25 protein-coding genes are annotated in these 23,357 nt (G+C 45.4%); 12 read left to right on the plus strand and 13 right to left on the minus strand.

Features of this window, described 5'->3' with window-relative positions; translation table 11 throughout:
- Positions 1-39: 39 nt before the first annotated feature.
- Entirely contained in the window at positions 40-2,949 is a 2,910-nt protein-coding gene (gene rapA / locus R7Z77_RS19875; RefSeq protein ID WP_064377046.1) for an RNA polymerase-associated protein RapA, read from the plus strand.
- Between the two features lie 108 nt (positions 2,950-3,057).
- Here rapA and R7Z77_RS19880 read toward each other — a convergent pair whose 3' ends face one another.
- A complete protein-coding gene (locus R7Z77_RS19880) occupies positions 3,058-4,323 on the minus strand; it encodes an NRAMP family divalent metal transporter (RefSeq protein WP_064377045.1) in 1,266 nt (421 codons plus the stop codon).
- Between the two features lie 342 nt (positions 4,324-4,665).
- Here R7Z77_RS19880 and R7Z77_RS19885 point away from each other — a divergent pair, with 342 nt between their 5' ends.
- Both R7Z77_RS19885 and R7Z77_RS19890 read left to right on the plus strand, forming a co-directional pair.
- Positions 4,666-5,418 carry a pseudouridine synthase gene (locus R7Z77_RS19885; protein ID WP_017821305.1) on the plus strand — a complete coding sequence of 251 codons (753 nt, stop codon included), beginning with the start codon at positions 4,666-4,668 and terminating at the stop codon, positions 5,416-5,418.
- 103 nt (positions 5,419-5,521) lie between these two features.
- Entirely contained in the window at positions 5,522-6,484 is a 963-nt protein-coding gene (locus R7Z77_RS19890; protein WP_017636188.1) for a D-2-hydroxyacid dehydrogenase, read from the plus strand.
- An 89-nt stretch (positions 6,485-6,573) separates the two neighbouring features.
- Here R7Z77_RS19890 and yjgA read toward each other — a convergent pair whose 3' ends face one another.
- Entirely contained in the window at positions 6,574-7,101 is a 528-nt protein-coding gene (gene yjgA, locus R7Z77_RS19895; protein ID WP_033907410.1) for a ribosome biogenesis factor YjgA, read from the minus strand.
- A gap of 110 nt (positions 7,102-7,211) precedes the next feature.
- Here yjgA and pmbA point away from each other — a divergent pair, with 110 nt between their 5' ends.
- On the plus strand, positions 7,212-8,555 hold the full coding sequence (gene pmbA / locus R7Z77_RS19900; RefSeq protein ID WP_033907409.1) for a metalloprotease PmbA: 1,344 nt from the start codon (positions 7,212-7,214) through the stop codon (positions 8,553-8,555).
- 64 nt (positions 8,556-8,619) lie between these two features.
- Here pmbA and mgtE read toward each other — a convergent pair whose 3' ends face one another.
- The 11 genes from mgtE to R7Z77_RS19955 all read right to left on the minus strand — a co-directional run bounded on the left by mgtE (position 8,620) and on the right by R7Z77_RS19955 (position 17,382).
- Positions 8,620-9,978, minus strand: coding sequence for a magnesium transporter (gene mgtE / locus R7Z77_RS19905; protein WP_064377044.1), 1,359 nt, complete (start codon positions 9,976-9,978; stop codon positions 8,620-8,622).
- A 148-nt stretch (positions 9,979-10,126) separates the two neighbouring features.
- Positions 10,127-10,402 (minus strand): HPr family phosphocarrier protein, encoded by a 276-nt coding sequence (locus R7Z77_RS19910; RefSeq protein WP_005381120.1) that lies wholly within the window; start codon positions 10,400-10,402, stop codon positions 10,127-10,129.
- 2 nt (positions 10,403-10,404) lie between these two features.
- Positions 10,405-11,268 (minus strand): RNase adapter RapZ, encoded by an 864-nt coding sequence (gene rapZ, locus R7Z77_RS19915; protein WP_005381118.1) that lies wholly within the window; start codon positions 11,266-11,268, stop codon positions 10,405-10,407.
- Between the two features lie 14 nt (positions 11,269-11,282).
- Positions 11,283-11,729, minus strand: coding sequence for a PTS IIA-like nitrogen regulatory protein PtsN (gene ptsN, locus R7Z77_RS19920; RefSeq protein ID WP_005381116.1), 447 nt, complete (start codon positions 11,727-11,729; stop codon positions 11,283-11,285).
- 2 nt (positions 11,730-11,731) lie between these two features.
- On the minus strand, positions 11,732-12,019 hold the full coding sequence (gene hpf / locus R7Z77_RS19925; protein WP_005381114.1) for a ribosome hibernation promoting factor: 288 nt from the start codon (positions 12,017-12,019) through the stop codon (positions 11,732-11,734).
- Positions 12,020-12,043: 24 nt separating this feature from the next.
- On the minus strand, positions 12,044-13,513 hold the full coding sequence (locus R7Z77_RS19930; protein WP_005381112.1) for an RNA polymerase factor sigma-54: 1,470 nt from the start codon (positions 13,511-13,513) through the stop codon (positions 12,044-12,046).
- 50 nt (positions 13,514-13,563) lie between these two features.
- Positions 13,564-14,289 (minus strand): LPS export ABC transporter ATP-binding protein, encoded by a 726-nt coding sequence (gene lptB / locus R7Z77_RS19935; RefSeq protein ID WP_005381111.1) that lies wholly within the window; start codon positions 14,287-14,289, stop codon positions 13,564-13,566.
- Position 14,290: 1 nt separating this feature from the next.
- A complete protein-coding gene (gene lptA / locus R7Z77_RS19940) occupies positions 14,291-14,785 on the minus strand; it encodes a lipopolysaccharide transport periplasmic protein LptA (protein WP_005381109.1) in 495 nt (164 codons plus the stop codon).
- On the minus strand, positions 14,766-15,329 hold the full coding sequence (gene lptC / locus R7Z77_RS19945; RefSeq protein WP_005381106.1) for an LPS export ABC transporter periplasmic protein LptC: 564 nt from the start codon (positions 15,327-15,329) through the stop codon (positions 14,766-14,768). Before lptC ends, lptA begins: the two co-directional genes overlap by 20 nt.
- Before the next feature lie 86 nt (positions 15,330-15,415).
- Entirely contained in the window at positions 15,416-16,387 is a 972-nt protein-coding gene (gene kdsD / locus R7Z77_RS19950) for an arabinose-5-phosphate isomerase KdsD (RefSeq protein WP_005381104.1), read from the minus strand.
- A gap of 29 nt (positions 16,388-16,416) precedes the next feature.
- Positions 16,417-17,382, minus strand: coding sequence for a calcium/sodium antiporter (locus R7Z77_RS19955; RefSeq protein ID WP_005381102.1), 966 nt, complete (start codon positions 17,380-17,382; stop codon positions 16,417-16,419).
- Positions 17,383-17,756: 374 nt separating this feature from the next.
- Here R7Z77_RS19955 and mlaF point away from each other — a divergent pair, with 374 nt between their 5' ends.
- The 8 genes from mlaF to R7Z77_RS19995 all read left to right on the plus strand — a co-directional run bounded on the left by mlaF (position 17,757) and on the right by R7Z77_RS19995 (position 23,206).
- Entirely contained in the window at positions 17,757-18,560 is an 804-nt protein-coding gene (gene mlaF / locus R7Z77_RS19960; RefSeq protein ID WP_005388422.1) for a phospholipid ABC transporter ATP-binding protein MlaF, read from the plus strand.
- A complete protein-coding gene (gene mlaE, locus R7Z77_RS19965) occupies positions 18,550-19,341 on the plus strand; it encodes a lipid asymmetry maintenance ABC transporter permease subunit MlaE (RefSeq protein ID WP_005381100.1) in 792 nt (263 codons plus the stop codon). Before mlaF ends, mlaE begins: the two co-directional genes overlap by 11 nt.
- Before the next feature lie 2 nt (positions 19,342-19,343).
- Positions 19,344-19,832: an outer membrane lipid asymmetry maintenance protein MlaD gene (mlaD, locus tag R7Z77_RS19970; protein WP_005381099.1), complete on the plus strand. Its 489-nt coding sequence runs from the start codon at positions 19,344-19,346 to the stop codon at positions 19,830-19,832.
- 2 nt (positions 19,833-19,834) lie between these two features.
- Positions 19,835-20,473: a phospholipid-binding protein MlaC gene (gene mlaC / locus R7Z77_RS19975; RefSeq protein ID WP_033907408.1), complete on the plus strand. Its 639-nt coding sequence runs from the start codon at positions 19,835-19,837 to the stop codon at positions 20,471-20,473.
- On the plus strand, positions 20,473-20,793 hold the full coding sequence (locus R7Z77_RS19980; protein ID WP_025767617.1) for a lipid asymmetry maintenance protein MlaB: 321 nt from the start codon (positions 20,473-20,475) through the stop codon (positions 20,791-20,793). Before mlaC ends, R7Z77_RS19980 begins: the two co-directional genes overlap by 1 nt.
- Positions 20,794-20,796: 3 nt before the next feature.
- A complete protein-coding gene (gene ibaG / locus R7Z77_RS19985; RefSeq protein ID WP_005381092.1) occupies positions 20,797-21,051 on the plus strand; it encodes a BolA family iron metabolism protein IbaG in 255 nt (84 codons plus the stop codon).
- A gap of 9 nt (positions 21,052-21,060) precedes the next feature.
- Positions 21,061-22,317, plus strand: a complete 1,257-nt coding sequence (murA, locus tag R7Z77_RS19990) for a UDP-N-acetylglucosamine 1-carboxyvinyltransferase (RefSeq protein WP_033907407.1) — start codon at positions 21,061-21,063, stop codon at positions 22,315-22,317.
- Positions 22,318-22,480: 163 nt separating this feature from the next.
- Positions 22,481-23,206, plus strand: coding sequence for a 1-acylglycerol-3-phosphate O-acyltransferase (locus R7Z77_RS19995; protein ID WP_005381088.1), 726 nt, complete (start codon positions 22,481-22,483; stop codon positions 23,204-23,206).
- The last annotated feature ends 151 nt before the right edge of the window (positions 23,207-23,357 follow it).

Consider the following 23,357-nt stretch of genomic DNA (forward strand, 5'->3'; position numbering starts at 1 on the left):
GAAATACGAATCAAGAACTAATAACGAGGTAGTCAATTCATGACATTTGCTTTGGGGCAGCGCTGGATTAGCGATACGGAAAGCGATTTAGGTTTAGGTACCGTTGTAGCAATGGATGCTCGTACTGTGACATTGATGTTTGCAGCGTCAGAGGAAAACCGAGTTTACGCACGTAACGATGCACCTGTTACCCGAGTCACCTTTAATGTTGGGGATGTCATCGATTGCCAAGAAGGTTGGTCTCTAAAAGTAGAAGAAGTACTGGAAGATGAAGGTCTTTACACCTATTTCGGTACTCGTGAAGACACGCAAGAAACCGCTGTTGTTCTGCGTGAGATTTTCCTTAGCAACCAAATTCGTTTTAACAAACCTCAAGATAAGTTGTACGCCGGTCAAATCGACCGTATGGACAACTTTGTTCTGCGTTACCGTGCGCTAACCAACCAGTTTGAGCAGCATAAGAGCCCAATGCGTGGCCTATGTGGTATGCGTGCAGGTTTGATCCCTCATCAGCTTTACATCGCGCACGAAGTTGGCCGTCGTCACGCGCCACGCGTCTTATTGGCGGATGAGGTAGGTTTGGGTAAAACCATCGAAGCGGGCATGATCATCCACCAACAAGTTCTGTCTGGTCGTGCCGAACGCATTTTGATTGTGGTGCCTGAAACACTGCAGCATCAATGGCTGGTTGAGATGATGCGTCGTTTCAATCTGCATTTCTCTATCTTTGACGAAGAGCGCTGTATCGAAGCGTTTGCGGATGCAGAAAACCCATTTGATACTCAGCAATATGTGCTGTGTTCTTTGGATTTCCTACGCAAGAGCCGCAAGCGTTTTGAACAAGCACTGGAAGGTGAATGGGACCTACTGGTTGTCGATGAAGCGCATCACCTTGAATGGAGCCAAGATAAACCGAGCCGTGAATACCAAGTGGTAGAAGGCTTGGCTGAACGTACTCCAGGTGTGTTGCTACTGACTGCAACGCCAGAGCAGCTTGGTCGTGAGAGTCACTTTGCTCGTCTGCGTTTGTTGGATCCAGACCGCTTCTATGCTTACGAAGCATTCGTTGAGGAAGAAGAGCAATACGCGCCCGTAGCAGATGCGATTACTTCACTCTTTTCCGGTGAAAAGCTACCTAATGAAGCAAAAAACCAAATTACTGAACTGCTTTCTGAGCAAGACGTAGAACCACTTTTCCGTATTATTGAAAGTGAAGCGGACGAAGAAGCTAAAGCGTCGGCACGCCAAGAGCTGATCGATAACTTGATGGATCGTCATGGTACAGGGCGTGTTTTGTTCCGTAACACGCGCGCGGCCATCAAAGGCTTCCCTACGCGTAACGTGCATCTGATGCCAATGGATATTCCACCGCAATACACTACATCAATGCGTGTTGCTGGAATGATTGGCGGTAAGATGAGTTCTGAAGCACGTGCGATGAAGAACCTTTACCCGGAAGAAATTTTCCAAGAATTTGAAGGCGATGACGCGAGCTGGTGGCAGTTTGACTCGCGTGTGAATTGGTTGCTTGAAAAAGTAAAAGAGAAGCGCAGCGAGAAAATCCTCGTGATTGCTTCTCGTGCGAGTACCGCACTGCAATTGGAGCAAGCACTGCGTGAGCGTGAAGGTATCCGCGCCACCGTTTTCCACGAAGGTATGTCGATTCTTGAACGTGACAAAGCGGCGGCTTACTTTGCGCAAGAAGAAGGTGGAGCACAAGTTCTTATCTGTAGCGAAATCGGCTCTGAAGGTCGTAACTTCCAGTTTGCCAACCAACTTGTCATGTTCGACTTGCCATTTAACCCAGACTTGCTTGAGCAACGTATTGGTCGTTTGGACCGTATCGGTCAAAATCGCGATATCGACATTCATGTTCCTTACCTGAAAGGCACATCGCAAGCGATCCTAGCACGTTGGTTCGATGAAGGCCTGAGCGCTTTTGCGGAAACCTGCCCAACAGGCCGTGCTGTTTACGATAAGTACTCCGATGATCTGATTGAAATTCTTGCCTCTGGTGATACCAGCACGCTAGATGAGATCATTGAAGCGTCAGCAAAAATGAATAAAGAGCTGAAATCCCAATTGGAGCAAGGCCGTGATCGCCTATTAGAAATGCATTCAAATGGCGGGGAAAAAGCACAACAAATCGTTGAGAAAATTGAATCAACTGACGGCGATACCAATCTGGTCACCTTCGCACTTTCTCTTTTTGACACGATTGGCTTGAATCAAGACGATAAAGGTGAAAACGCCCTGATTGTGACCCCATCTGAGCACATGATGGTGCCAAGCTACCCAGGTCTGCCATACGAAGGAGCGACGATCACGTTTGATCGTGATACGGCTTTATCTCGTGAAGATATGCACTTTATCAGTTGGGAACACCCAATGATCCAGGGTGGTATCGATCTTCTTATGAGTGAAGGGGTGGGGACGTCTGCGGTATCTCTATTGAAAAACAAAGCGTTACCAGTCGGGACTATTCTTCTTGAGTTGATTTACGCGGTAGATGCGCAAGCGCCAAAACGCAGTGGTATCGCGCGCTTCTTACCGAAAACGCCAATCCGTTTAATGATGGACTCGCGTGGTAATGATTTGTCTGCTCAAGTGGAGTTTGAAAGCTTTAACCGCCAGCTCAGCCCTGTAAACCGTCACTTAGGTAGCAAGTTGGTTACGTCGGTACAGAAAGACGTACACCGCTTAATTGAAGCCGGTGATGTTCTTATTGAAGAGAAGGTCGAAGAAGTACGCAAACAAGCTCATCAAGATATGCAGCACAGTTTGAATGCAGAGCTTGAGCGTTTGCAAGCACTGAAAGCGGTGAACCCAAATATTCGTGACGAAGAAATTGAAGCTATCGACGCACAAATTAAAGAGCTCACTGGTTACATCAACCAAGCTCAGGTTCAGCTCGACTCGCTGCGTTTGATTGTGGTGAGCCACAACTAAGTAAGTATTTATTGCTCATTAAAAAAGGTCTTCAGTTGAAGACCTTTTTCTTTATTTACGGTTTAGTTTCTTTAAGCGGAATGCATTAATCACTGATAGCTATCTCATTTACATCAACCACTTCCACCAGATAAATACAGCCAAGAAGCCAAACAAGTAAATCAGGCCTGCAATCGACAACCACTTTAGTTTAGGTCCAACAGCCAAAGGCTCAGGTAACTCAGTTTTGCTCACTAATGTGTAATTTAGCAGAGCAAAGAATGGCGTGGTCATAAAGGCGAGGATCATCGCAAAGTTCAGCATAGGCAATAACGCAGAAGCCCAGAAAACCACAATACCCAATGCAAGTAAGGAGACTACCAGCATGATCGCTGAAGTGGTTTTAGGGTTAGTGTCTGGTTGTGAGCGCAGTAGGCGTTGAGAATCCGAAATAACGCGAGAATAGCCATCAATAACGGTAATCGTGCTGCCAAAGATACAGAAAAACGCAATTACCGCGATCAAGTAACGAGACCATTCGCCAATCGTTGCCGCATATAAGCCAACCAATTGGTGGGAGAAGCCAACACCAGAGCTTTCAAGCGCAACGCCAGATCCATAAAGCATCAAAGAGCCTAGCGATACAAAGATAATGGCAAGAAACGCCGTGCCAATATAACCGACATTAAAGTCAAATAGAGCAGAGCGGTATGTTACTTCTTGCTGGCTTGATTGGCGTTTTAGCCATGCTGAGGTTAAACAGGAGATCTCTATCGGTGCAGGCATCCACCCCATTGTCACAACGATAAAACCAATAGCCGCAATAGACCAAGGTGACGGTGGCTCGAAGTTGGCCACTTGTTCAACAGGGTTACCAAAGGCGATAGAAACAGCGAGTAAAGTCGCGATGGTTAACACCGACATGATCACTTTAGATAGCGTATCGAGCGCTTTGTAATGGCCAGCAAATAATATGAGCAGGCAGGTAACAATCACAATGATACTGAGTGATGCCATTGATAGTGAAAACGGAATGAAGTAGCCCAGCAAGCTAGCGCTAAACATCAACAAAGCGGCGGTATTGATGACGGCCGATACCACGCTCAGAAATAGAAATAGCCATAGATAAGGCCGGCCTAATTTCGCGTAGCCCTCAACCAAGGTGAGCCCTGTCCCCATGGTGTACTGTACGCCTGCTCGGAAAAAAGGGTATTTAAACAGGTTTACGAGCAGAATCAGTGCAGCCAATTGCCAACCATAAATCGCACCAGCCTTGGTTGATGCCACGAGGTGAGAGCCACCGACCGCAGCAGATGCCATTAATATGCCGGGGCCTAGCGAACGAAAAAATAAGGAAAGTTTGGATTGGGGTTTATCTATAACGGCGGAGTCCATTGCTTATTGTCCTTTTTATCTTATGTATCTTTCTAAAGAGATACATACCGCAGTACATGACAAGCTGAGCGATCGCCCTATACTGCGCAACGGTAATGTCTTTTAAATGCTGTGTTTTGGTGTATTTATTTTAAGTATTCTTTGCGAATATCATGCTGTGTGCATCTAGCACTCTATTCAGTTATGCGTCTTGTTGTCAAACTAAATTTACAACGTGCTATTTTTAGTTTTTATGCTAAAGGATTGACTTTGTTTTATTAGGTTGAACTTTTCTTCAGAATCCTGCATCTGGGTGCTATTTGGGTATATAATCGCGGCGTTTTTATTTTGTAGAGATCTCCCATGGCAATGCTTGAATATACCCCTCCCACCGACCCTTGGGTCGATATCGTTTTTGAGGATGACGACATTCTGGCAGTGAATAAGCCATCAGGGCTGCTGTCTGTCCCTGGTCGCCTTGCAGAGCATTACGACAGCATGTGGAGCCGCCTCAAAGAGTTGCATCCAGAAATTCAAGTTGTGCATCGCTTGGATATGTCGACATCAGGGTTGATGTTGCTGGCGAAAAACAAACCCGCGGAGCGAGCATTAAAAAAGCAGTTCCAATATCGCCTCACTCACAAGGTGTATTACGCACGTGTTTGGGGGCATGTTGAGCCGCAAGAAGGGAATATTGATCTTCCATTAATTTGTGATTGGCCAAATCGTCCACGACAAAAAGTATGTTTTGACGACGGCAAACCATCTCAAACTTTATTCCAAGTAGTGAAGCGTGAAGTGCACCCTGATGGCACCCATACGACCGTTGTGCGACTACTGCCCATTACTGGTCGATCGCATCAGTTACGCGTGCATTTGATGGCGATTGGTCATGCGATTATTGGTGATGAGTTTTATGCAACTGAAGAGGCGTATCAGTTTTCAGAGCGTTTAGAGTTGCACGCTGCGGAGTTAAGTTTTTATCACCCAGTCACAGAACAGTTGAGCAGTATTTTTGTACCCTGTGACTTTTCTCCTGAAGCCGAGGCGATGATCTTTAACTATTTTTCGCCAGAGCGTACATTGCCTGATTATAAAACGTTGCCACACCCTTAATGCCAATTGCACTCAACAGCGGTTCTTTCTAGTTCGCTATTTTTGGCTATTTCGTTACTGTGGTTGATGTATCCTGTCTTTCAGCCGTGAACAAGGAGTTGTTATGTCTTTGCCAAGCATCGTATTTTTAGACCGAGCGACCATCCCAGAACATATTGAGGTCCCACGACCTGGCTTTCCGCACCACTGGCGTGAGTACGACCTAACTGCGCCTGAGCAGGTAATAGAAAGGTTAGCAGATGCCGATATCGTGATTAGCAATAAAGTCCTGCTTGACCAACATGTATTAGAGCAACTACCAAAATTACGGATGATCGCGGTTGCCGCAACTGGTTTTAACAACGTCGATGTGAACTACTGTGCTAATCATGATATTGCGGTTGCTAATGTACGTGGTTACGCGACGCGTTCGGTGCCCGAGCATGTGATGTCAATGTTATTCGCTTTAAGACGGAATTTATTTGGGTACCACCAAGATATTGCCGCAGGTGAGTGGCAGCGTAACCAGCAGTTTTGTTTTTTTACGCACCCAATCGGGGATATTGGTGGTAGCACGTTAGGTGTTGTTGGTAGCGGGGCACTAGGGCAAGCGACGGCGAATCTGGCTCAAGCGTTAGGAATGACCGTGTTGTTTTCTGAGCGTAAAGGGGCGGCAGAATGTCGGCCTGGTTATGTGCCGTTTGAGGAAGTATTAAAACGCTCCGATGCGCTGACCTTGCATTGCCCGCTCAACGATCATACTCAGAATTTAATTGGTCAAGCAGAGTTGCAACAAATGAAGTCCAACTCCATTTTGATTAATACAGGGCGTGGAGGTTTGGTGGATGAGAGCGCACTGGTGGATGCCTTAAAACAGCAAGAAATTGCAGCGGCTGGTTTTGATGTTTTTACACAAGAACCGGCTGATGAGAGCAATCCGCTGATTGCCAATATGAGTTTACCTAATTTGTTACTGACACCGCATGTTGCATGGGGCAGCGACTCATCTATTCAACGTTTAGCGGAAATCTTGATTGAGAACATTAACGCTTTCGAGCGCGGAGACCGCGTTAATCGCTTAGTGTAACGCTGACTGTAAAACCAAAGATAAAAAAAGCAGACATTGACGTCTGCTTTTTGCGTTTAAATCGAATGCTCATTGCGTGAGCCCTCGAATTAAAACTCTTCTTCGTTTAGACCTTTAAGGAGCTGAAAGATTTCGCGGTACGCTTTTGCTGGTTTCCCAGATTTTTTCTCTTTCGCTGCTTGGCGAGCAAGTTGGCGTAGACGCTGACGATCCGCTTCTGGGTACATTTCCATTACGTCATCAATGGCTTTGTCACCTTCTTCCACTACGCGATCACGCAACGCTTCAAGTTTGTGGAATACCGCCGTTAATTGAGAGTGCTTATTACGAATTTTATCCAGTGCGGCTTGGATTGGCTCTGGATCTTCGTAACGCATCAATTTACCAATACGTTGTAATTGGCGACGACGCGCTTCATTTTTAAAACGTTGCGCGTCAGCAATTGCTTCTCGCAAATCTTCACTCAATGGAAACTTTTCTAGAACTGAAGGTTTGAGGCCGACAAGCTCCTCACCTAGCTTTTGCAGTTCTTCCATGTCTCGCTTCATCTCGGATTTACTTACCCAGATGATCTCTTCTTCTGGTTCCCATGGCGCTTTTTGATTCTTACGTGCCATTTCAGTTGCCTGTGTTTTGATTAATATTATGACTATTTTAACAAGAATCATGGGGAGAAAGCGAAATTCTTGTTATCCTATTGTTCATCAAAGACAAGATGTGAAAGACAATGGATATTAAACAGCAGGTTGCTGAGCAACGTACCGAGCTAGAGCAAGCCGTCGCAAGAGCCTTAAAGCTTGCATCGGCAAAATCTGACGCCGCCGAAGTCGCAATTACTAAAAGCACTGGTTTAAGTGTTTCAACTCGTATGGGTGAAGTAGAGAATGTCGAGTTCAACAGCGATGGTGCGCTGGGCATTACCGTTTACCGAGGTCAACGCAAAGGCAGTGCTTCCACGTCTGATTTAAGTGAAGCGGCAATCGAGCAAACCGTTATAGCGGCGCTAGATATTGCACATTACACATCTGAAGACCCATTTGCAGGCCCTGCAGCAAAAGAATACATGGTGCAAGAGATCCCTGAGCTTGATCTTTTCCACCCTGACGCACCCGATCCAGACTATGCTGCCAATGTGGCGATTGCAGCAGAAAAAGAGGCGCTAAGTTATGACAGTGCAATCAAGCAAAGTGATGGCGCGAGTTATGATAGTCATTACGGCGTGAAAGTGTATGGCAATAGCCATGGCTTATTAGCTAGTTATGCGTCTAGCCGCCATAGTACTAGCTGTTGTGTAATTGGCGTTGGTCAAAACGGCGAGATGGAACGTGATTACAGCTACACCGTGGCACGTCATCGTGATGACTTATGGACCCCAGAAACGGTGGGTCGTAAGGCGGCAGAGAATACGGTTAACCGCTTAGATGCGCAGCGTCTAAAAACAGGTCAATACCCAATCATGTTTGCGGCTGATGTTGCGACAGGCTTGATTGGCCATCTCGTTATGGCGATCAGCGGTGGTAACTTGTACCGAAAATCTTCTTTCTTACTTGACCATCTAGGCAAACAAGTGCTTCCTGAATGGTTCAATATCTCAGAACGTCCGCATGTATTGCGTGGTTTGGCATCAAGTCCATTCGATAGTGAAGGTGTGTACACTCAAGACCGTGAGATCATTACCGACGGTGTGCTAGCAACTTATCTGTTAACCAGTTATGCCGCACGTAAAATGAAGATGACGCCGACAGGTCACGCTGGTGGGATTCATAACTGGTACGTGAAGTCGACAGGCCAAAACTTCGAACAAATGCTTAAAGAGCTCGGTACTGGTCTTCTAGTGACAGAAGTCATGGGACAAGGTGTGAACGTGGTAACGGGTGATTACTCTCGCGGTGCCGCAGGCTTCTGGGTTGAGAATGGCGAAATCCAATACCCAGTATCAGAAATTACCATCGCAGGTAATCTAAAAGACATGTTCACCAAGATTGTGGCGGTTGGTAGTGATATTGAAACGCGCTCACAAATCCAAACGGGCTCTATCCTACTGGATAGCATGAAAGTGGCGGGTGAATAAGCTTTTCTAGCAATTCAGAATCAAAAAAGCCTGATGTGTTCATCAGGCTTTTTCGTTTTTTCTGTTAGGTAATCAGTATTGTGGCAAGCCCTAAGAAGACAGATAAACCAATCACATCCGTCACCGTTGTTAATGCCATACCACCAGCTAAAGCAGGATCGATGTTCATTTTTTTCAATAGGATTGGAATCGTTACTCCGGCAATACCTGCGACCAATAAGTTGGTCAGCATGGCGGCGGAAATGATTCCTCCGAGCATCCAGTTACCTTTCCAAGCAACAACAATACCACCAATAATCAGCGCCCACATGATACCGTTGAGTAAGCCGATCGAGGCTTCTTTCATTAACAGTTCACGTTTGTTTGAGTCACCGATATGACCAAGAGCAAGACCACGAATCACTAGTGCGACGGTTTGGTTACCAGCGACACCACCCATGGACGGAACAATCGTCATCAATACCGCAATGGCCGCCATTTGATCTAATGTGGCCTCAAACATATTAGAAACGGAAGCAGCAGCAAGGGCGGCTAATACGTTAGCGCCAAGCCAGATACTGCGTTTGCGAGCTGATTTTACAACAGGCGCGAAAGTATCTTCGTCATCGTCCATACCCGCCATACTCATCATCGAGTGTTCCGCGTCTTCACGAATAACGTCAACCACGTCATCGATGGTGATACGACCGACCAAATGCAAGTTTTCATCAACAACAGGTGCAGATACCCAATTACGGCGTTCGAACAGACTCGCAACATCTGAGTCGCTAGTATCGACGGTGATGGCCTCGTCCGCGTCTTCCATTACATCAATGATTTTTACGTCTGGCTGAGTGGTAATAAGCGTCGTGATCGGCAGTTCACCGATGAGCTTACTCTCTTCATCGATCACATACAGGGCATCTGTAGCTTCTGGAAGCTCGCCTTTCATACGTAGATAACGCAAAACTACGTCCACATCTACGTCACCACGAATTGTGATGACGTCGGTGTTCATCAGTCCACCCGCGGTGTCTTCTGGGTAGGATAGGGCGGTTTCGACCCGTAGGCGGTCAGATGAGTCCATTTGCGACAGGACTTCGCGTGACAGGTTGTCAGGCAAGCTACGCAGTACGTAAGCCACGTCATCGGTATCCATGCCTTCTGTCGCTTCTGCAAGCGCTTCTGGTGCCATTTTGGATACGAGGCTGTCTTTGACGTCTTCGTTCAGCTCGTCAAGGATTTCACCATAATCTTCAGGGTCGGTGAGTTGCCAAAGAACTTCACGGCTCTTACGTGGGGAGGCTTCTAAAAGGTGAGCGATATCCTCAGGTTCCATGTCCTGTAATTGACGACGAACATGGACGAAGCGGCCATTTTCTAGCGCTTCTGTGACTTCTTGGAGGGCTTGGTGAGCTTGGTCGAATTCAATTTGCTTTGCCATTCATTCCTCCCAATTCCTGATATTTACAATGCGTTGAATAATAACTTAATTCTAGGCGCCTTTTAATAACAACTTATGATACTAAGCAAATTTATTTATTAGGTCAGGGAAGAGAAAGATAATGGGAGGTAAGAAAAAAGCGAGTAAACTACTCGCCTTCATCAAATTTATCTTCGATCAAGTGGCAAACGGCATCCAGTGCTTCTTCCGCTTGCCCACCCGTTGCGTGGATCGTGACGTATTGTCCTTGAGCGGACTCTAGCATTAACAGGCCCATTACGCTGTCTGCTGTGGCGGTTTTGTCTTCTTCATTGTCGATGGTGATGACCGCTTCAAAGCTCTGTGCCAGTTCGACCAGTTTGACTGCTGCACGAGCATGTAAGCCAAGGCGGTTTTGAATCAATACTTTACGACTTAACTCCACGGCTATTCCTTAGCGTTTTTCTCTAGTGAGGTATGGCGAATTTGTACTTGGTGTCCTTTGTTGGCGAAGTATTCACCGATTTGCTGAGTTAAGTACACCGAGCGGTGCTTACCACCAGTACAACCGATTGCAACGGTCAGGTAGCTGCGGTTGTTTTTCTCAAGTAGAGGTAACCAATTCTCTATAAAGCTTTCAATTTGATATTTCAAACTTAACACCGATTGGTGTTGCTCTAAAAATGCGGCGATAGGAGCATCCAGACCTGTAAGCGGGCGTAGTGCTGGTTCCCAATGTGGGTTAGGTAAGAAGCGAACGTCGAATACGTAATCGGCATCGGAAGGCAGGCCGTATTTAAAACCAAAAGACTCAAATACCATCACGAGCCCTTTGCGATCTCTGCCTTCAACGCGCATACGCACAGTTTCACTCAATTCATGCAAAGACTGCCCACTACTATTTAGGACCAGATCTGCATGCGCTTTGAGTGGCGTCAAAATTTGCTTCTCACGCTCGATGGCTTGATCGAGCGAGAGGGAGGTGCCACCTAAAGATAACGGGTGAATTCGGCGTGTTTCGCTGTAGCGTTTGAGTAGCGTTTCTTTATTGGCGTCCAAGAAAAGCACGGTCACATCAAGCTCAGTTTTTAACTGTTCTAGTGTACTCGTCAGTTCTTTTAGCTTTTTAGGAATATTTCGAATATCAATGCTGACTGCAACATTCTGTTTGCTGTCAGCAACAGAATGAACAAATGCGTCCAGCAAGTTAACTGGTAGGTTATCAACACAGTAGTAACCTAAGTCTTCCAGTACACGAAGCGCAATACTTTTACCGGCACCTGAGTGCCCGCTAACAACGATTAGTCGCATGGAGTTAGTCCTGCTTATTGGTGAATCATGATGTCGTAAAGTTCTTCATCACTCTGAGCATTACGCAGTAGTTTCAATACTTGCTTATCGCTCAGACGTTCTGCCATAGAGGATAGAGTCTTGAGGTGCTCTTTGCACTGTTCTTCTGGTACAAGGAGCGCAAAAAGAAGATCGACAGGTCGATTGTCAATCGCATCAAATTCGATTGCTTCATCACATTGCAGTAAGACAGCAATGGCCTTGTCGCTTGATTGCATTCTCGCGTGAGGGATCGCAATACCGTTTCCGATACCGGTACTGCCCATTTTTTCTCTATTGAGCATGCATTCGAACAGCTCGGTAGAATCTTGGCCCGTTTGATCAGCCACGATACGGCTGATCATTTCAAGGGCGCGTTTTTTACTCGTGCAGTGGACCGCACTTTTGGTGCAGTCCAATGACAGTATTTCGCTCAGTTGCATGATTAATGACTGTTTAGTTTTTCTTTGTGCTTATTAAGTTGGCGAACCAATTTATCTACCAGCGAATCGATCGCGGCATACATATTTTCGTCATCGGCTGATGCGTGGATTTCGCCTTGATTTATGTGAAGCGTAGCTTCCGCGATTTGAGTAATTTTTTCAACTTTTAGTACAACATGCACTTGATTGATATGGTCGAAGAACCTTTCGAGCTTCTGAAACTTAGAATTTACATAGTCTTGCATTGAATCGGTAAGATCAACGTGATGGCCTTGAATATTGATTTGCATAGACTTTCCTTTTCAGTTAGTGCCTTATAATAGGCGTTTACGCTGACTTGAAGGGGCAATTCCCAAGGATTCGCGATATTTGGCTATCGTACGTCTTGCGACCTGAATCCCTTGGTCAGCCAGAAGAGCAGCAATCTTGCTATCACTCAGTGGTTTGGCAGTATTCTCTGCTGCGACCAGTTTTTTAATGAGTGCACGAATTGCTGTTGACGAACATTCTCCGCCGTTGTCAGTACTAACATGGCTAGAGAAGAAGTACTTCAATTCAAAAATACCACGTGGTGTATGCATAAATTTTTGCGTTGTTACACGAGAAATCGTGGATTCATGCATGTCCACAGCCAAAGCGACATCATTGAGTACCATTGGCTTCATGGCTTCCTCACCATACTCGAAGAAATCTTGTTGATGTTCAACAATACATCTTGCAACTTTGAGTAGCGTCTCGTTTCTACTCTCTAAGCTCTTAATTAACCATTTTGCCTCTTGCAAATTGCTGCGGATGTACTGGCTATCCGCGCTATTACCTTTGCCTAACTGAGCATATTGTTGATTTACTTTTAATTTTGGCACGCTATCCGGGTTTATAGAAACGGTCCATTTGCCATTGTCTTTAAAAACGGATACGTCTGGAATTACGTACTCGGTATCATCAGGAGTGATGCGACTACCTGGACGAGGATCTAACTGTTGGATAAGCTTTAAGACTTCACGCAGATCGGCTTCTTTCAGCTTAGTCTCTTTGATGACGAGCTTGTAGTCACGGTTGCCTAGGTGATCAATATGATCCGCAAGTATCATTTTGGCTTCAGCAAGCCATGGCGTGTCTTCTGGGAAGGTCGTCAGTTGCAGTAACAAACATTCTTGTAAGTTACGCGATGCAACGCCAAGAGGATCGAATTGTTGAATGCGTTTACGAACGGCTTCTACTTCGTCTAACTCTATCTCTTCATTATCGAAGCTCTCATGAATCTCTTCAGGCGACAAAGTTAAATAGCCGTAGTCGTCAACAGCGTCAATAATCGCTAATGCAATCGTGCGGTCGGTTTCACTGAATGGTGTTAGGTCAAGCTGCCACATGAGGTAATCATGTAATGATTCAGTGGTTTCGCCTTGGTAGACGGGCATATCATCATCAAGAGCTAAGCCAGTGCTACCAGTATTCGCGCTGTAGACGTCATCCCAAGTCGTGTCGATTTCAAGTTCAGAGCTAATTTCTGATTTCTCTATCACATCGGAGCTATCTGGAACGTCAATTTCTGTTGGTTCGCTAGCACTGTTGCTATCAGCAGCCTCGACCGCTGACTTATCTTCACCGTTTGCTAGAGGCTCGTCTTGGCCTTCTTCAACTTCCAATAATGGGTTTGAGTCCAACGCTTCTTGGATTTCTTGTTGAAGATCGAGTGTCGACAATTGCAATAAGCGAATCGCTTGCTGCAACTGTGGCGTCATGGCTAACTGCTGACCTAGCTTGAGTTGTAATGAAGGTTTCATTCAGTGTTACTTACCTTGTAATGCTCAGAATCTTACCGTTCCTAATATAATCATAGACGGAATTGTTCGCCGAGATAAACTTGTTTCACCTGTTCATTATTGAGAACTTCTGCCGGAGTTCCCGATGCAATTAGGTGCCCTTGGCTCACGATATAGGCTTTTTCACATACGTCCAGTGTTTCACGTACATTATGGTCAGTGATTAACACTCCGAGACCACGATCGCGCAGATGCTCAATGATTTTCTTGATGTCATTAACCGAAATTGGGTCAACACCAGCGAAAGGTTCATCCAATAAAATGAACTGAGGGTTGGCCGCTAAAGCTCGAGCGATTTCCACCCTGCGTCGCTCACCCCCTGATAGTGCCATACCAGCACTGGTTCTGATGTGCTGGATGTGGAATTCTTCCAACAAATCTTCCAGTTTATCTTGGCGCTCTTCCCTCGTCATTTCTTGACGAGTTTCAAGTACGGCCATGATGTTATCTTCTACTGAAAGCTTACGGAAAATCGACGCTTCTTGCGGAAGATAGCCAATGCCAAGTCGTGAACGGCTATGCATCGGCAAAATACTGATGTCATTGTCGTCAATGGTAATGGTGCCTTCATCGCGAGGTACTAAGCCGACAATCATGTAAAACGAGGTGGTTTTACCCGCACCGTTTGGACCGAGCAGCCCAACAATCTGACCAGATTCAACTTCTAAGCTAACATCAGTGACGACTTTGCGTTTTTTGTAGCTTTTCGCCAAGTTTTTCGCGCTCAGTACTGCCATATTAGTTCTCTATCTGATTGGGTTGCAAAATGGTCGTAACGCGCTCTTCCTTAGAGCTATCTGCGACTAGCTTTTGTTTACCAATTTGGTAACGAATCGAAGAACCTTTGATGGTGTTGTTGTCTTGCGCCAGCTGCGCTTGACCTTTCATGGTCAGTTCGTCTGTAGAAATACGGTAATCCAACTCCGTAGCTTGACCACTAAGTGTTTTACCATCGTCCATCAGCTGAGAAAACTTCGCAGGTTTACCAAATGCTTGAATCTGTTTAATTGCTTCGGTTTTAGGATCGCGAGTTACCACGATTCTATCAGCATCGATATTGATGCTCCCTTGCTTAAGAGATACATCGCCTTCAAAAACAACCTGGTTACTCTTCATATCCACCTGTTGGGTGTCAGAGTTTATGTAAACCGGCTGTTGAGTATCCGACTTGAGTGCCAGCGCTTGAGGCGCCGCCAATACCAGTGCCAGTAGGCTAAGGTGTAACGGTTTCATATCGACCTTGAACTTCATCTGTCAGAGTCGCAGTATGCTGTTTTAAGTTGCCTTGCATTGCGCCTCCAGTAGTTTCAAATTGTGGTCCAACCAACATCACTTGTTGGTCAGCTTTAAAATCACGATTGGTTAGATTAATGACCAATTTGTCTGTTGCCATGGTATCAAAACTCGCACCAGGCAGAAGATTTTGCATTAAGACTTTGTCATATAAAGTCAAAACTTGGTCTTCATCTAACACTGCTCTTGTGGCAGTCACCTTCCATTCAATGACGCTACCTTCACGGTAAACCATCAAAGTCGGGTTATTAAAAATAGTATCTCCACTCTTAGCATAATGGTCTAAGTTAGTGGAGCGAATGATGTAACTGCGGACACCATCTTCACCGTAGGTGATATTTTCTAATCCAGAACCACTGAACATGGGCAGTTCAGAATCTGGTGCTACTTGAATTGCGTCGTTGCCTTTAGGGGTTAGTAGGTAATAACCGCACCACGCTACAACGAAGATCAAGAGCAAATAAATAAGGCGAGTAAAACTCATATAATGAAGGCCTATCGTTTAGCTCAGTACTTCCCTGACCATTGCCTTTATTCGTCTAATAAATGGTTTAAATGTTTGTGCTGATATTACATCACGCCAGCTTTTAGTAAATCGTGCATGTTCAGTGCACCCACAATTTTTTCGTCTTTACATAAAATCAGAGCGTTAATGTTTTTATTCTGCATCAAGTTCAAACCTTCAACCGCCAGCATATCAGGGTGCGCTGTGGTTGGGTTTGTCGTCATGACCTCGCCAATTGCCGTCGTATGAATATCGATACGCTTGTCTAGGGTACGACGTAAATCACCATCGGTGAATATACCAAGCATAGCATCGTGCTCATCGACGATGGCTGTCATGCCTAACCCCTTTTCTGAAATTTCAAGCAGGGCATCGCGAATTAATGCGTCAGGAGAAACTTTAGGTAGCGCTTCTCCAAAGTGCATAATATCAGACAACTTAAGTAGCAGTTTTCTCCCCAGTGCACCACCTGGGTGAGACAGGGCAAAATCTTCGGCAGAAAAACCACGAGCTTGAAGCAGAGCTACGGCTAATGCATCTCCCATCACTAATGTGGCAGTCGTACTGCTAGTTGGCGCCAGGCCTAACGGACAAGCTTCTTGAGGTACCGTAATTTGCAGGTGTAAGTCAGACAGCTTGGCCATATTTGATTCTGGCTTACCTGTCATGCTGATGATCTTAATATTCAGGCGCTTTAATACTGGAAATAGAGACAGAATTTCGTTTGATTCACCAGAGTTAGAAATTGCCAGCACAATGTCACCAGGGCTAATCATACCCAAGTCACCATGTGCGGCTTCGCCTGGATGAACGAAAAACGCCGAAGTCCCAGTGCTTGCCAGAGTGGCGGCAATCTTGTTACCAATATGGCCTGACTTGCCAATACCCATAACGACAACTTTGCCGTTGTTGGAAAGGATAAGTTCACACGCTTTTTCAAATTGATCATCAAAGTAGGTATCTAGCTCTTGCAGAGCAGCAACTTCGATATCAAGAACTTGTTTAGCAGCAGCGCGAAAATCAAATTGATTGGACATATCAGATCTCTACTTATTGATCGTGGTAATTAAGCGGTCATGTTTGCGAATAAGTACACTTGGTAACCTAAGAAGCACACAAACAAGATGGCACCTTCAATACGGTTAATACTGCGTGATTTACCCAAACACATCGCGACAAGTAACAATGAAACGCCTAACATGACCCAGAAGTCACGTCCCATCGCGTACTCACTGAGCACCGATGGATTAATGATGCCAGGAATCCCCATTACCGCCAGAATGTTAAACACATTCGAACCGATAATGTTACCGACAGCCATGTCGTCTTCACCCTTTAAAACTCCCGCAAGTGATGCGGCTAGTTCTGGCAGGCTAGTGCCAATGGCGATAATAGTTAGACCGATAACAAGGTCGCTCATACCAAAGTGTTTAGCAATAATTACCGCGTTATCAACCAGCATGCTGGCTGCCAAAGGAAGCAGTATCAAGCCAATAACCACCCACATGATTGCTTTAGGGTTACTGACGCCTTCTGGGATCTCTGACTCTTGGTCATCAAGAAAAACATCACCTGATTTTTGCTCTTTGCGGCTGATTTGCAACATAGCAAATAAAAATGCCCCAAAGAGTACAAACAATAAGACACCCTCATAAAAACCGAGATGGCTATTCCAAAGCAGAATACCAGCGAGTACGGTTACGGCTATCATGAGTGGAAGTTCTCGGCGGATGACGGCGGAGCTAATCGACAAAGGCTTGATCAGCGCTGTAATACCTAGGATTAACGCAATGTTCGCTATGTTTGAGCCTAATACGTTACCCACCGCTGTATCTGTTTTGCCATCCCAAGCAGCGGTTGCAGATACCATCATCTCAGGGGCGGATGAGCCCATCGCGAGGATTGTCATGCCGATGACAAGCGGGGAAATACCGACGTTGCGGGCTATCGCTGCAGAGCCAAAAACAAGTTTATCTGCACTCCAAACAAGCAAAACAAGACCGACTATAAGCAACGCAACGGCTTCGAGCATGAGAATTCCTAAGTATTAAATAAGTAAAATGAATAACCGCTAATTTTGACCTTTTGCGGCCTAAAATGGAAGATAAACGAAGAATAAATTAAAGGTTAGTAACGAAAATGTATGTAAATCTCACTCATTTAAATGAGCAATTCTGGTCTAGGATTTAAACACTTCGTGCTAATTCGGTCATAAACCATGAGAAATTGCAGGGATATACTCGACTTTATTTAATTGAACAGTGCTTTAAATTCAACGCCAATGTGCTTATGATTGCAGCCTAATAAATGTACCGACGTTACTTTATTAAACGTAGAATTCAACTCCGATGAGTATCTGCTTGATGATTCCGTGAGTTGCAACGCTCCTACAGTAGAAGAGATGATATGTCGAACAACGATTTAGTCACCGTGAACAACCTCACTTTTTCACGGGGAGAACGCATGATCTTTGATGATATTGATCTGCATGTTCCTGAGGGCAAAGTGACGGCCATTATGGGACCATCGGGAATTGGTAAAACAACACTGCTGCGTTTGATTGGTGGTCAGTTGTATCCCGAGCAAGGAGAGATCTGGTTTGATGGCGACAATATTCCCTCTCTCTCGCGTAAAAAACTCTACCATGCTCGAAAGAAAATGAGCATGTTGTTCCAGTCAGGGGCTTTATTCACTGATTTGAATGTTTTTGATAATGTCGCCTTTCCATTGAGAGAGCATACCGATTTATCGGAAGATTTGATTCGCACCATGGTGTTACTCAAGCTCGAAGCTGTCGGTCTGCGCGGCGCGGCGCAATTAATGCCGAGTGAGCTTTCAGGTGGTATGGCAAGACGCGCTGCTTTGGCTCGTGCAATCGCACTTGATCCTGACCTGATCATGTACGATGAGCCGTTTGTGGGGCAAGACCCAATCACTATGGGCGTTTTGGTTGAGCTAATTAGCAATCTAAACCAAGCGTTAGGTTTGACCTCTATTGTGGTTTCTCACGACGTACCTGAAGTCATGAGTATTGCTGACTGGGTATACCTGATGGCCGATGGAAAAATCATCGCCTATGGTACGCCAGAAGAGCTGACTCAAAACTCTGATCCTCGTGTCCAGCAGTTCTTACAAGGTGATGCCGACGGTCCTGTACCGTTTCGTTTCCCTTCTCAAAGTATCGAAAAGGACTTATTTGATGGTCGATAACTTCATTCACTTTGTCGCCTCGCTGGGTCGACGCACGCTTTCTATTTGCGGAGCATTTGGTCGTGCGACTTTCATGTTGATTGGGGCGCTATTTTCTAAGCCACAACCGATCAGAAGCTTTCCTCTGCTTGTTAAGCAACTTTATTCTGTTGGTGTTCAGTCGCTGGCGATCATCGTCGTATCTGGTCTGTTCATTGGAATGGTTTTGAGTCTACAAGGCTATGTTGTGTTGGTGGATTACGGCGCAGAAGGCAGTTTGGGGCAAATGGTAGCGCTTTCGTTACTCCGTGAATTAGGACCTGTTGTTACTGCACTTTTGTTTGCTGGTCGTGCCGGTTCTGCGTTAACCGCAGAGATAGGTCTAATGAAAGCAACGGAACAACTGTCTAGCCTTGAAATGATGGCGGTAGACCCATTGAAACGAGTGATTGCACCACGGTTTTGGGCTGGGGTTATCTCAATGCCTTTACTGGCTATGATTTTCATGGCTGTGGGAATTTGGGGCGCTCAGCTTGTTGGTGTTGACTGGAAAGGCGTTGATCACGGCAGTTTTTGGTCAGCGATGCAGTCCTCTGTTGAGCTAGGGCAAGACATTGGTAACAGTATGATCAAATGTTTTGCGTTTGCAATTACGGTTACTTGGGTCGCTCTATTTAACGGTTATGATGCTATTCCAACATCGGAAGGGATCAGCCGAGCAACTACGCGCACTGTTGTGCATTCTTCTTTAGCAGTACTAGGATTAGACTTTGTACTGACCGCATTGATGTTTGGGAATTAATCATGCAACAAACACGTAAAACTGAATTATGGGTTGGCAGCTTTGTATTAGCGGGAATTTGCGCGATTCTTGTGATGATTTTTCAAGTTGCTGACGTAAAAAGCATTGGCTCTGGTGATACTTATACCCTCAAAGCCGAGTTCGATAATATTGGCAGTTTAAAAGTTCGTTCTCCCGTAAAAGTGGGGGGCGTTGTGATTGGTCGAGTAAGTAGTATTTCGCTTAACCCAGACAACTTATTGCCAGTTGTAACACTATCTATCAATAGCAAATACAATCAGTTCCCAGAAACGTCGAGCGTACAAATTTTGACATCTGGCCTGATTGGTGAGCAATACATTGGTTTAGTACCTGGCTTCGTTTTTGATGATGAAGTCATGCTGGTGGATGGTGATACCATCGAAGACACCAAATCGGCGCTTGTGCTTGAAGACTTAATTGGTCAAGTACTATACAGCGTAGGTGGTTCAGACGACTCAAGTAAGGAATAACTATGTTAGCGAGATTACTACTTTCAGTTTGTGCTGTGTTTAGCGTCTTTGGAACAACAGCAGCAGAGGTGGATAAAACTGAACCTTATAAGATGATGAAGCAGGTAGCTGAAGTCACGTTCGAAAGATTGAAAGCCGAACAGCCGAAAATCAAACAAGATCCAAATTTACTTAAAGTGATCGTTGAAGAAGAGCTAATGCCTTACGTCAACTACCGCTATGCAGGGTTAAAACTTCTTGGTCCAAACTTAAAAGGTGCTAAGCGTGAAGATGTACTTGAGTTTATCGATGCATTTCGTGCTTACCTGATTGCGTCTTATGCACAAGTGTTGACGCAATACTCTGACCAAAAAATTGAGTTTGGTCCTGAGCCTAGCATTGATGACTCTAAGCGTATTACAAGCATTAAAGTTGATATCATCGATACTCCGCGTCCAAACATCAAACTTGAGTTTAAACTGCGTAAAGACAACCAGTCTGGTGAGTGGGAAGCATTCGATATGATTGCAGAGGGCATTAGTTTGCTTTCTAGTAAACAATCCGAATGGAACAGTAAAATTCGTCAAGAAGGCATTCTATCTGTTGCTAAAGACCTAGAAAAATTGGCCGCAGAACCGATCCGCTTCGAGGCGAAGAAATAATGGCCCAGACTCCCGCTCAGTGGCAATTGGATCAAAACATTCTTAAGCTAACAGGGGCACTTGATAGAGATACAGTGCCTTCATTGTGGGCGTATGCACAGCAATGGCAACCTGCTCAATCGGAGCTGGAATGCTCGCTAAAAGAGATAGAGCGAGTCGACTCTGCAGGAATGGTGATGTTAATCCACTTATTAGAGCATGCAAAAAAGCAAAACTGTCATATAATGCTCAGTTTCGTGCCGGCGCAACTGCGCACTTTGTTTCAACTGAGCAATGTTGAATCTTTAGTGGCCAAACACGTACAGAATTATCAGGGGTAAATTGTGGATAGCGCAAAAGTACAACAGTTATTAGAAGAAGCACTAAACCTTCAAGAAGTGCATGTGAAAGGTGAAGGTAGCCACTATGAAGTGGTTGCTGTTGATGCTTGTTTCGATGGAATGAGCCGCGTTAAGAAGCAGCAGCTAATTTATGCTCCTCTGATGGAATACATCCAGCGTAACGACATTCACGCATTATCGATCAAAGCGTTCACACCAGAAGAGTGGGCTCGTGATAAGAAATTGATGTCGCTTTAAGGTTTATTGATGGAAAAGTTTCGAGTTATTGGGTCAGATAAACCACTAGTTGGTGAAGTGACCATTTCAGGTGCAAAAAACGCAGCACTGCCGATTTTATTTGCGTCTATCTTGGCGGAAGAGCCAGTAGAAGTGGCAAACGTACCACACCTTCGTGATATCGATACAACCATGGAATTGCTTAAGCGTTTAGGCGCGAAAGTAAGCCGCAATGGCTCTGTTCATGTTGACCCAAGCAGTATTACAGAATACTGCGCGCCTTATGATTTGGTGAAAACCATGCGTGCTTCTATTTGGGCTTTAGGTCCTTTGGTGGCGCGCTTTGGTCAAGGTCAGGTTTCTTTACCAGGCGGTTGTGCCATCGGTGCCCGTCCTGTGGATCTGCATATTTCTGGTTTAGAGCAGCTTGGCGCAACCATTACATTAGAAGATGGTTATGTGAAAGCAGAAGTGGATGGTCGTCTAAAAGGCGCGCACATCGTGATGGATAAAGTCAGCGTAGGCGCGACGATCACCATCATGTGTGCCGCAGCGCTGGCGGAAGGCACAACAACACTAGATAACGCTGCGCGTGAGCCTGAAATCGTCGATACCGCTGAGTTCCTAAATAAGCTTGGCGCAAAAATCTCTGGCGCTGGCACAGATACCATTACGATTGAAGGTGTTGAGCGCCTAGGCGGTTGTAAACACAACGTGGTTGCTGACCGTATTGAGACGGGAACATTCCTCGTCGCAGCAGCAGTATCTGGCGGTAAAGTCGTATGTCGCAACACTAATGCTCATTTGCTTGAAGCGGTTCTCGCCAAGCTGGAAGAAGCTGGCGCGCTTGTCGAAACGGGTGAAGATTGGATCTCTGTTGATATGACCGACCGCGAACTAAAAGCGGTAAGTGTACGTACTGCGCCACATCCTGGTTTCCCGACGGATATGCAAGCTCAATTTACGCTTCTGAACATGATGGCTAAAGGTGGCGGCGTGATCACAGAGACTATCTTTGAAAACCGCTTTATGCACGTACCAGAACTCATGCGTATGGGCGCTAAAGCTGAGATCGAAGGCAATACGGTTATCTGTGGTGATGTTGAGTCACTCAGCGGTGCGCAAGTGATGGCAACCGATCTACGAGCTTCGGCTAGTTTGGTTATTGCAGGTTGCATTGCTAAAGGCGAAACCGTCGTTGATCGTATTTACCATATCGACCGTGGTTACGACAAAATCGAAAATAAACTGGCTGCACTTGGCGCAAATATTGAGCGAGTGAGCTAGGCAAGTTAAACTGCACCGCAGGTAACTTGGATATTTGGATATCAAGAGAGCCGAAACCTGAGTTTCGGCTTTTTTATATCACTCTCATGACCATATTTTCCCTTTATGGAAAGAGAGATATTAATAGCTGTATCTGGCAAAAGCCGGTTCCTGGAGAACAAGAATGATTGCACTGTTACGTGTATTTGCTGTCGCTATCTTTGCGATTGTTATGTTTATTGGTGGTTGTGGTTACTGCCTATTAAGCCCTAGAAACCCTAAGCACGTTTTCACTTTTGGCCGTTTGTTTGCCAAGATGTCTCGTGTGTTTGGGATTAAGTTAGAGTTACGTATCCCTGAAGATGCGTATTCACGCGGCCAACATGTTTACATTGCTAACCACCAGAACAACTGGGACATGTTTACTGTTTCTGCGGCTGTGACTCCGAAAGTTGTGACAGTAGGTAAAAAGAGCTTGGCTTGGATGCCACTGTTTGGTCAGCTTTACTGGCTTACGGGTAACATTCTGATTGACCGAGCGAATCGTTCTAAAGCAAAAGGTACTATCGATCAGGTCGTGAGCAGCATGAAAGAAAGTGATGTTTCGGTGTGGATGTTCCCAGAAGGCACGCGTTCTCGTGGGCGTGGTTTGCTGCCATTCAAAACAGGTGCTTTTCATGCGGCAATTGGTGCAGGTGTGCCAATCATTCCTATCGTATGTAGCTCGACGAATAAAATTAAGCTGAACCGTTGGAACAATGGTCATGTGATTGTTGAAATGCTACCTCCAATCAGCACTGAAGGCTATGGTAAAGAGGGCATTCGCGAGTTAGCGAATATCTGTCGTGAACAGATGAAAGAGAAGCTTGAATCGTTAGATGAAGAAGTCAAACAGCGCAACGCTGCTTAAGTTTTACTGCGATATCATCACGAAAAGACAATAAAAAACGGGTAGCCTGAGCTACCCGTTTTTTTATGTTTGTCTGTGCCGTCCTAAATAAGGTTGACACTTTCTACCCCCAAAATTGGAGAGTGTTATGAAATCAACAACTAAAAGAACT

It is taken from the genome of Vibrio sp. 1401 (assembly GCF_033340295.1).

Coding starts and splice junctions, on each gene's coding strand:
- R7Z77_RS19995 (WP_005381088.1), top strand. CDS start 22,481: ATGATTGCACTGTTACGTGTATTTGCTGTCGCTATCTTTGCGATTGTT.
- yjgA (WP_033907410.1), bottom strand. CDS start 7,101: ATGGCACGTAAGAATCAAAAAGCGCCATGGGAACCAGAAGAAGAGATC.
- R7Z77_RS19880 (WP_064377045.1), bottom strand. CDS start 4,323: ATGGACTCCGCCGTTATAGATAAACCCCAATCCAAACTTTCCTTATTT.
- mlaE (WP_005381100.1), top strand. CDS start 18,550: ATGGTCGATAACTTCATTCACTTTGTCGCCTCGCTGGGTCGACGCACG.
- rapA (WP_064377046.1), top strand. CDS start 40: ATGACATTTGCTTTGGGGCAGCGCTGGATTAGCGATACGGAAAGCGAT.
- R7Z77_RS19885 (WP_017821305.1), top strand. CDS start 4,666: ATGGCAATGCTTGAATATACCCCTCCCACCGACCCTTGGGTCGATATC.
- lptC (WP_005381106.1), bottom strand. CDS start 15,329: ATGAGTTTTACTCGCCTTATTTATTTGCTCTTGATCTTCGTTGTAGCG.
- kdsD (WP_005381104.1), bottom strand. CDS start 16,387: ATGTCCAATCAATTTGATTTTCGCGCTGCTGCTAAACAAGTTCTTGAT.
- R7Z77_RS19980 (WP_025767617.1), top strand. CDS start 20,473: ATGGCCCAGACTCCCGCTCAGTGGCAATTGGATCAAAACATTCTTAAG.
- ptsN (WP_005381116.1), bottom strand. CDS start 11,729: ATGCAACTGAGCGAAATACTGTCATTGGACTGCACCAAAAGTGCGGTC.
- mlaF (WP_005388422.1), top strand. CDS start 17,757: ATGTCGAACAACGATTTAGTCACCGTGAACAACCTCACTTTTTCACGG.
- mlaC (WP_033907408.1), top strand. CDS start 19,835: ATGTTAGCGAGATTACTACTTTCAGTTTGTGCTGTGTTTAGCGTCTTT.
- rapZ (WP_005381118.1), bottom strand. CDS start 11,268: ATGCGACTAATCGTTGTTAGCGGGCACTCAGGTGCCGGTAAAAGTATT.
- mlaD (WP_005381099.1), top strand. CDS start 19,344: ATGCAACAAACACGTAAAACTGAATTATGGGTTGGCAGCTTTGTATTA.
- pmbA (WP_033907409.1), top strand. CDS start 7,212: ATGGATATTAAACAGCAGGTTGCTGAGCAACGTACCGAGCTAGAGCAA.
- hpf (WP_005381114.1), bottom strand. CDS start 12,019: ATGCAAATCAATATTCAAGGCCATCACGTTGATCTTACCGATTCAATG.
- R7Z77_RS19955 (WP_005381102.1), bottom strand. CDS start 17,382: ATGCTCGAAGCCGTTGCGTTGCTTATAGTCGGTCTTGTTTTGCTTGTT.
- mgtE (WP_064377044.1), bottom strand. CDS start 9,978: ATGGCAAAGCAAATTGAATTCGACCAAGCTCACCAAGCCCTCCAAGAA.
- lptB (WP_005381111.1), bottom strand. CDS start 14,289: ATGGCAGTACTGAGCGCGAAAAACTTGGCGAAAAGCTACAAAAAACGC.
- lptA (WP_005381109.1), bottom strand. CDS start 14,785: ATGAAACCGTTACACCTTAGCCTACTGGCACTGGTATTGGCGGCGCCT.
- murA (WP_033907407.1), top strand. CDS start 21,061: ATGGAAAAGTTTCGAGTTATTGGGTCAGATAAACCACTAGTTGGTGAA.
- R7Z77_RS19930 (WP_005381112.1), bottom strand. CDS start 13,513: ATGAAACCTTCATTACAACTCAAGCTAGGTCAGCAGTTAGCCATGACG.
- R7Z77_RS19890 (WP_017636188.1), top strand. CDS start 5,522: ATGTCTTTGCCAAGCATCGTATTTTTAGACCGAGCGACCATCCCAGAA.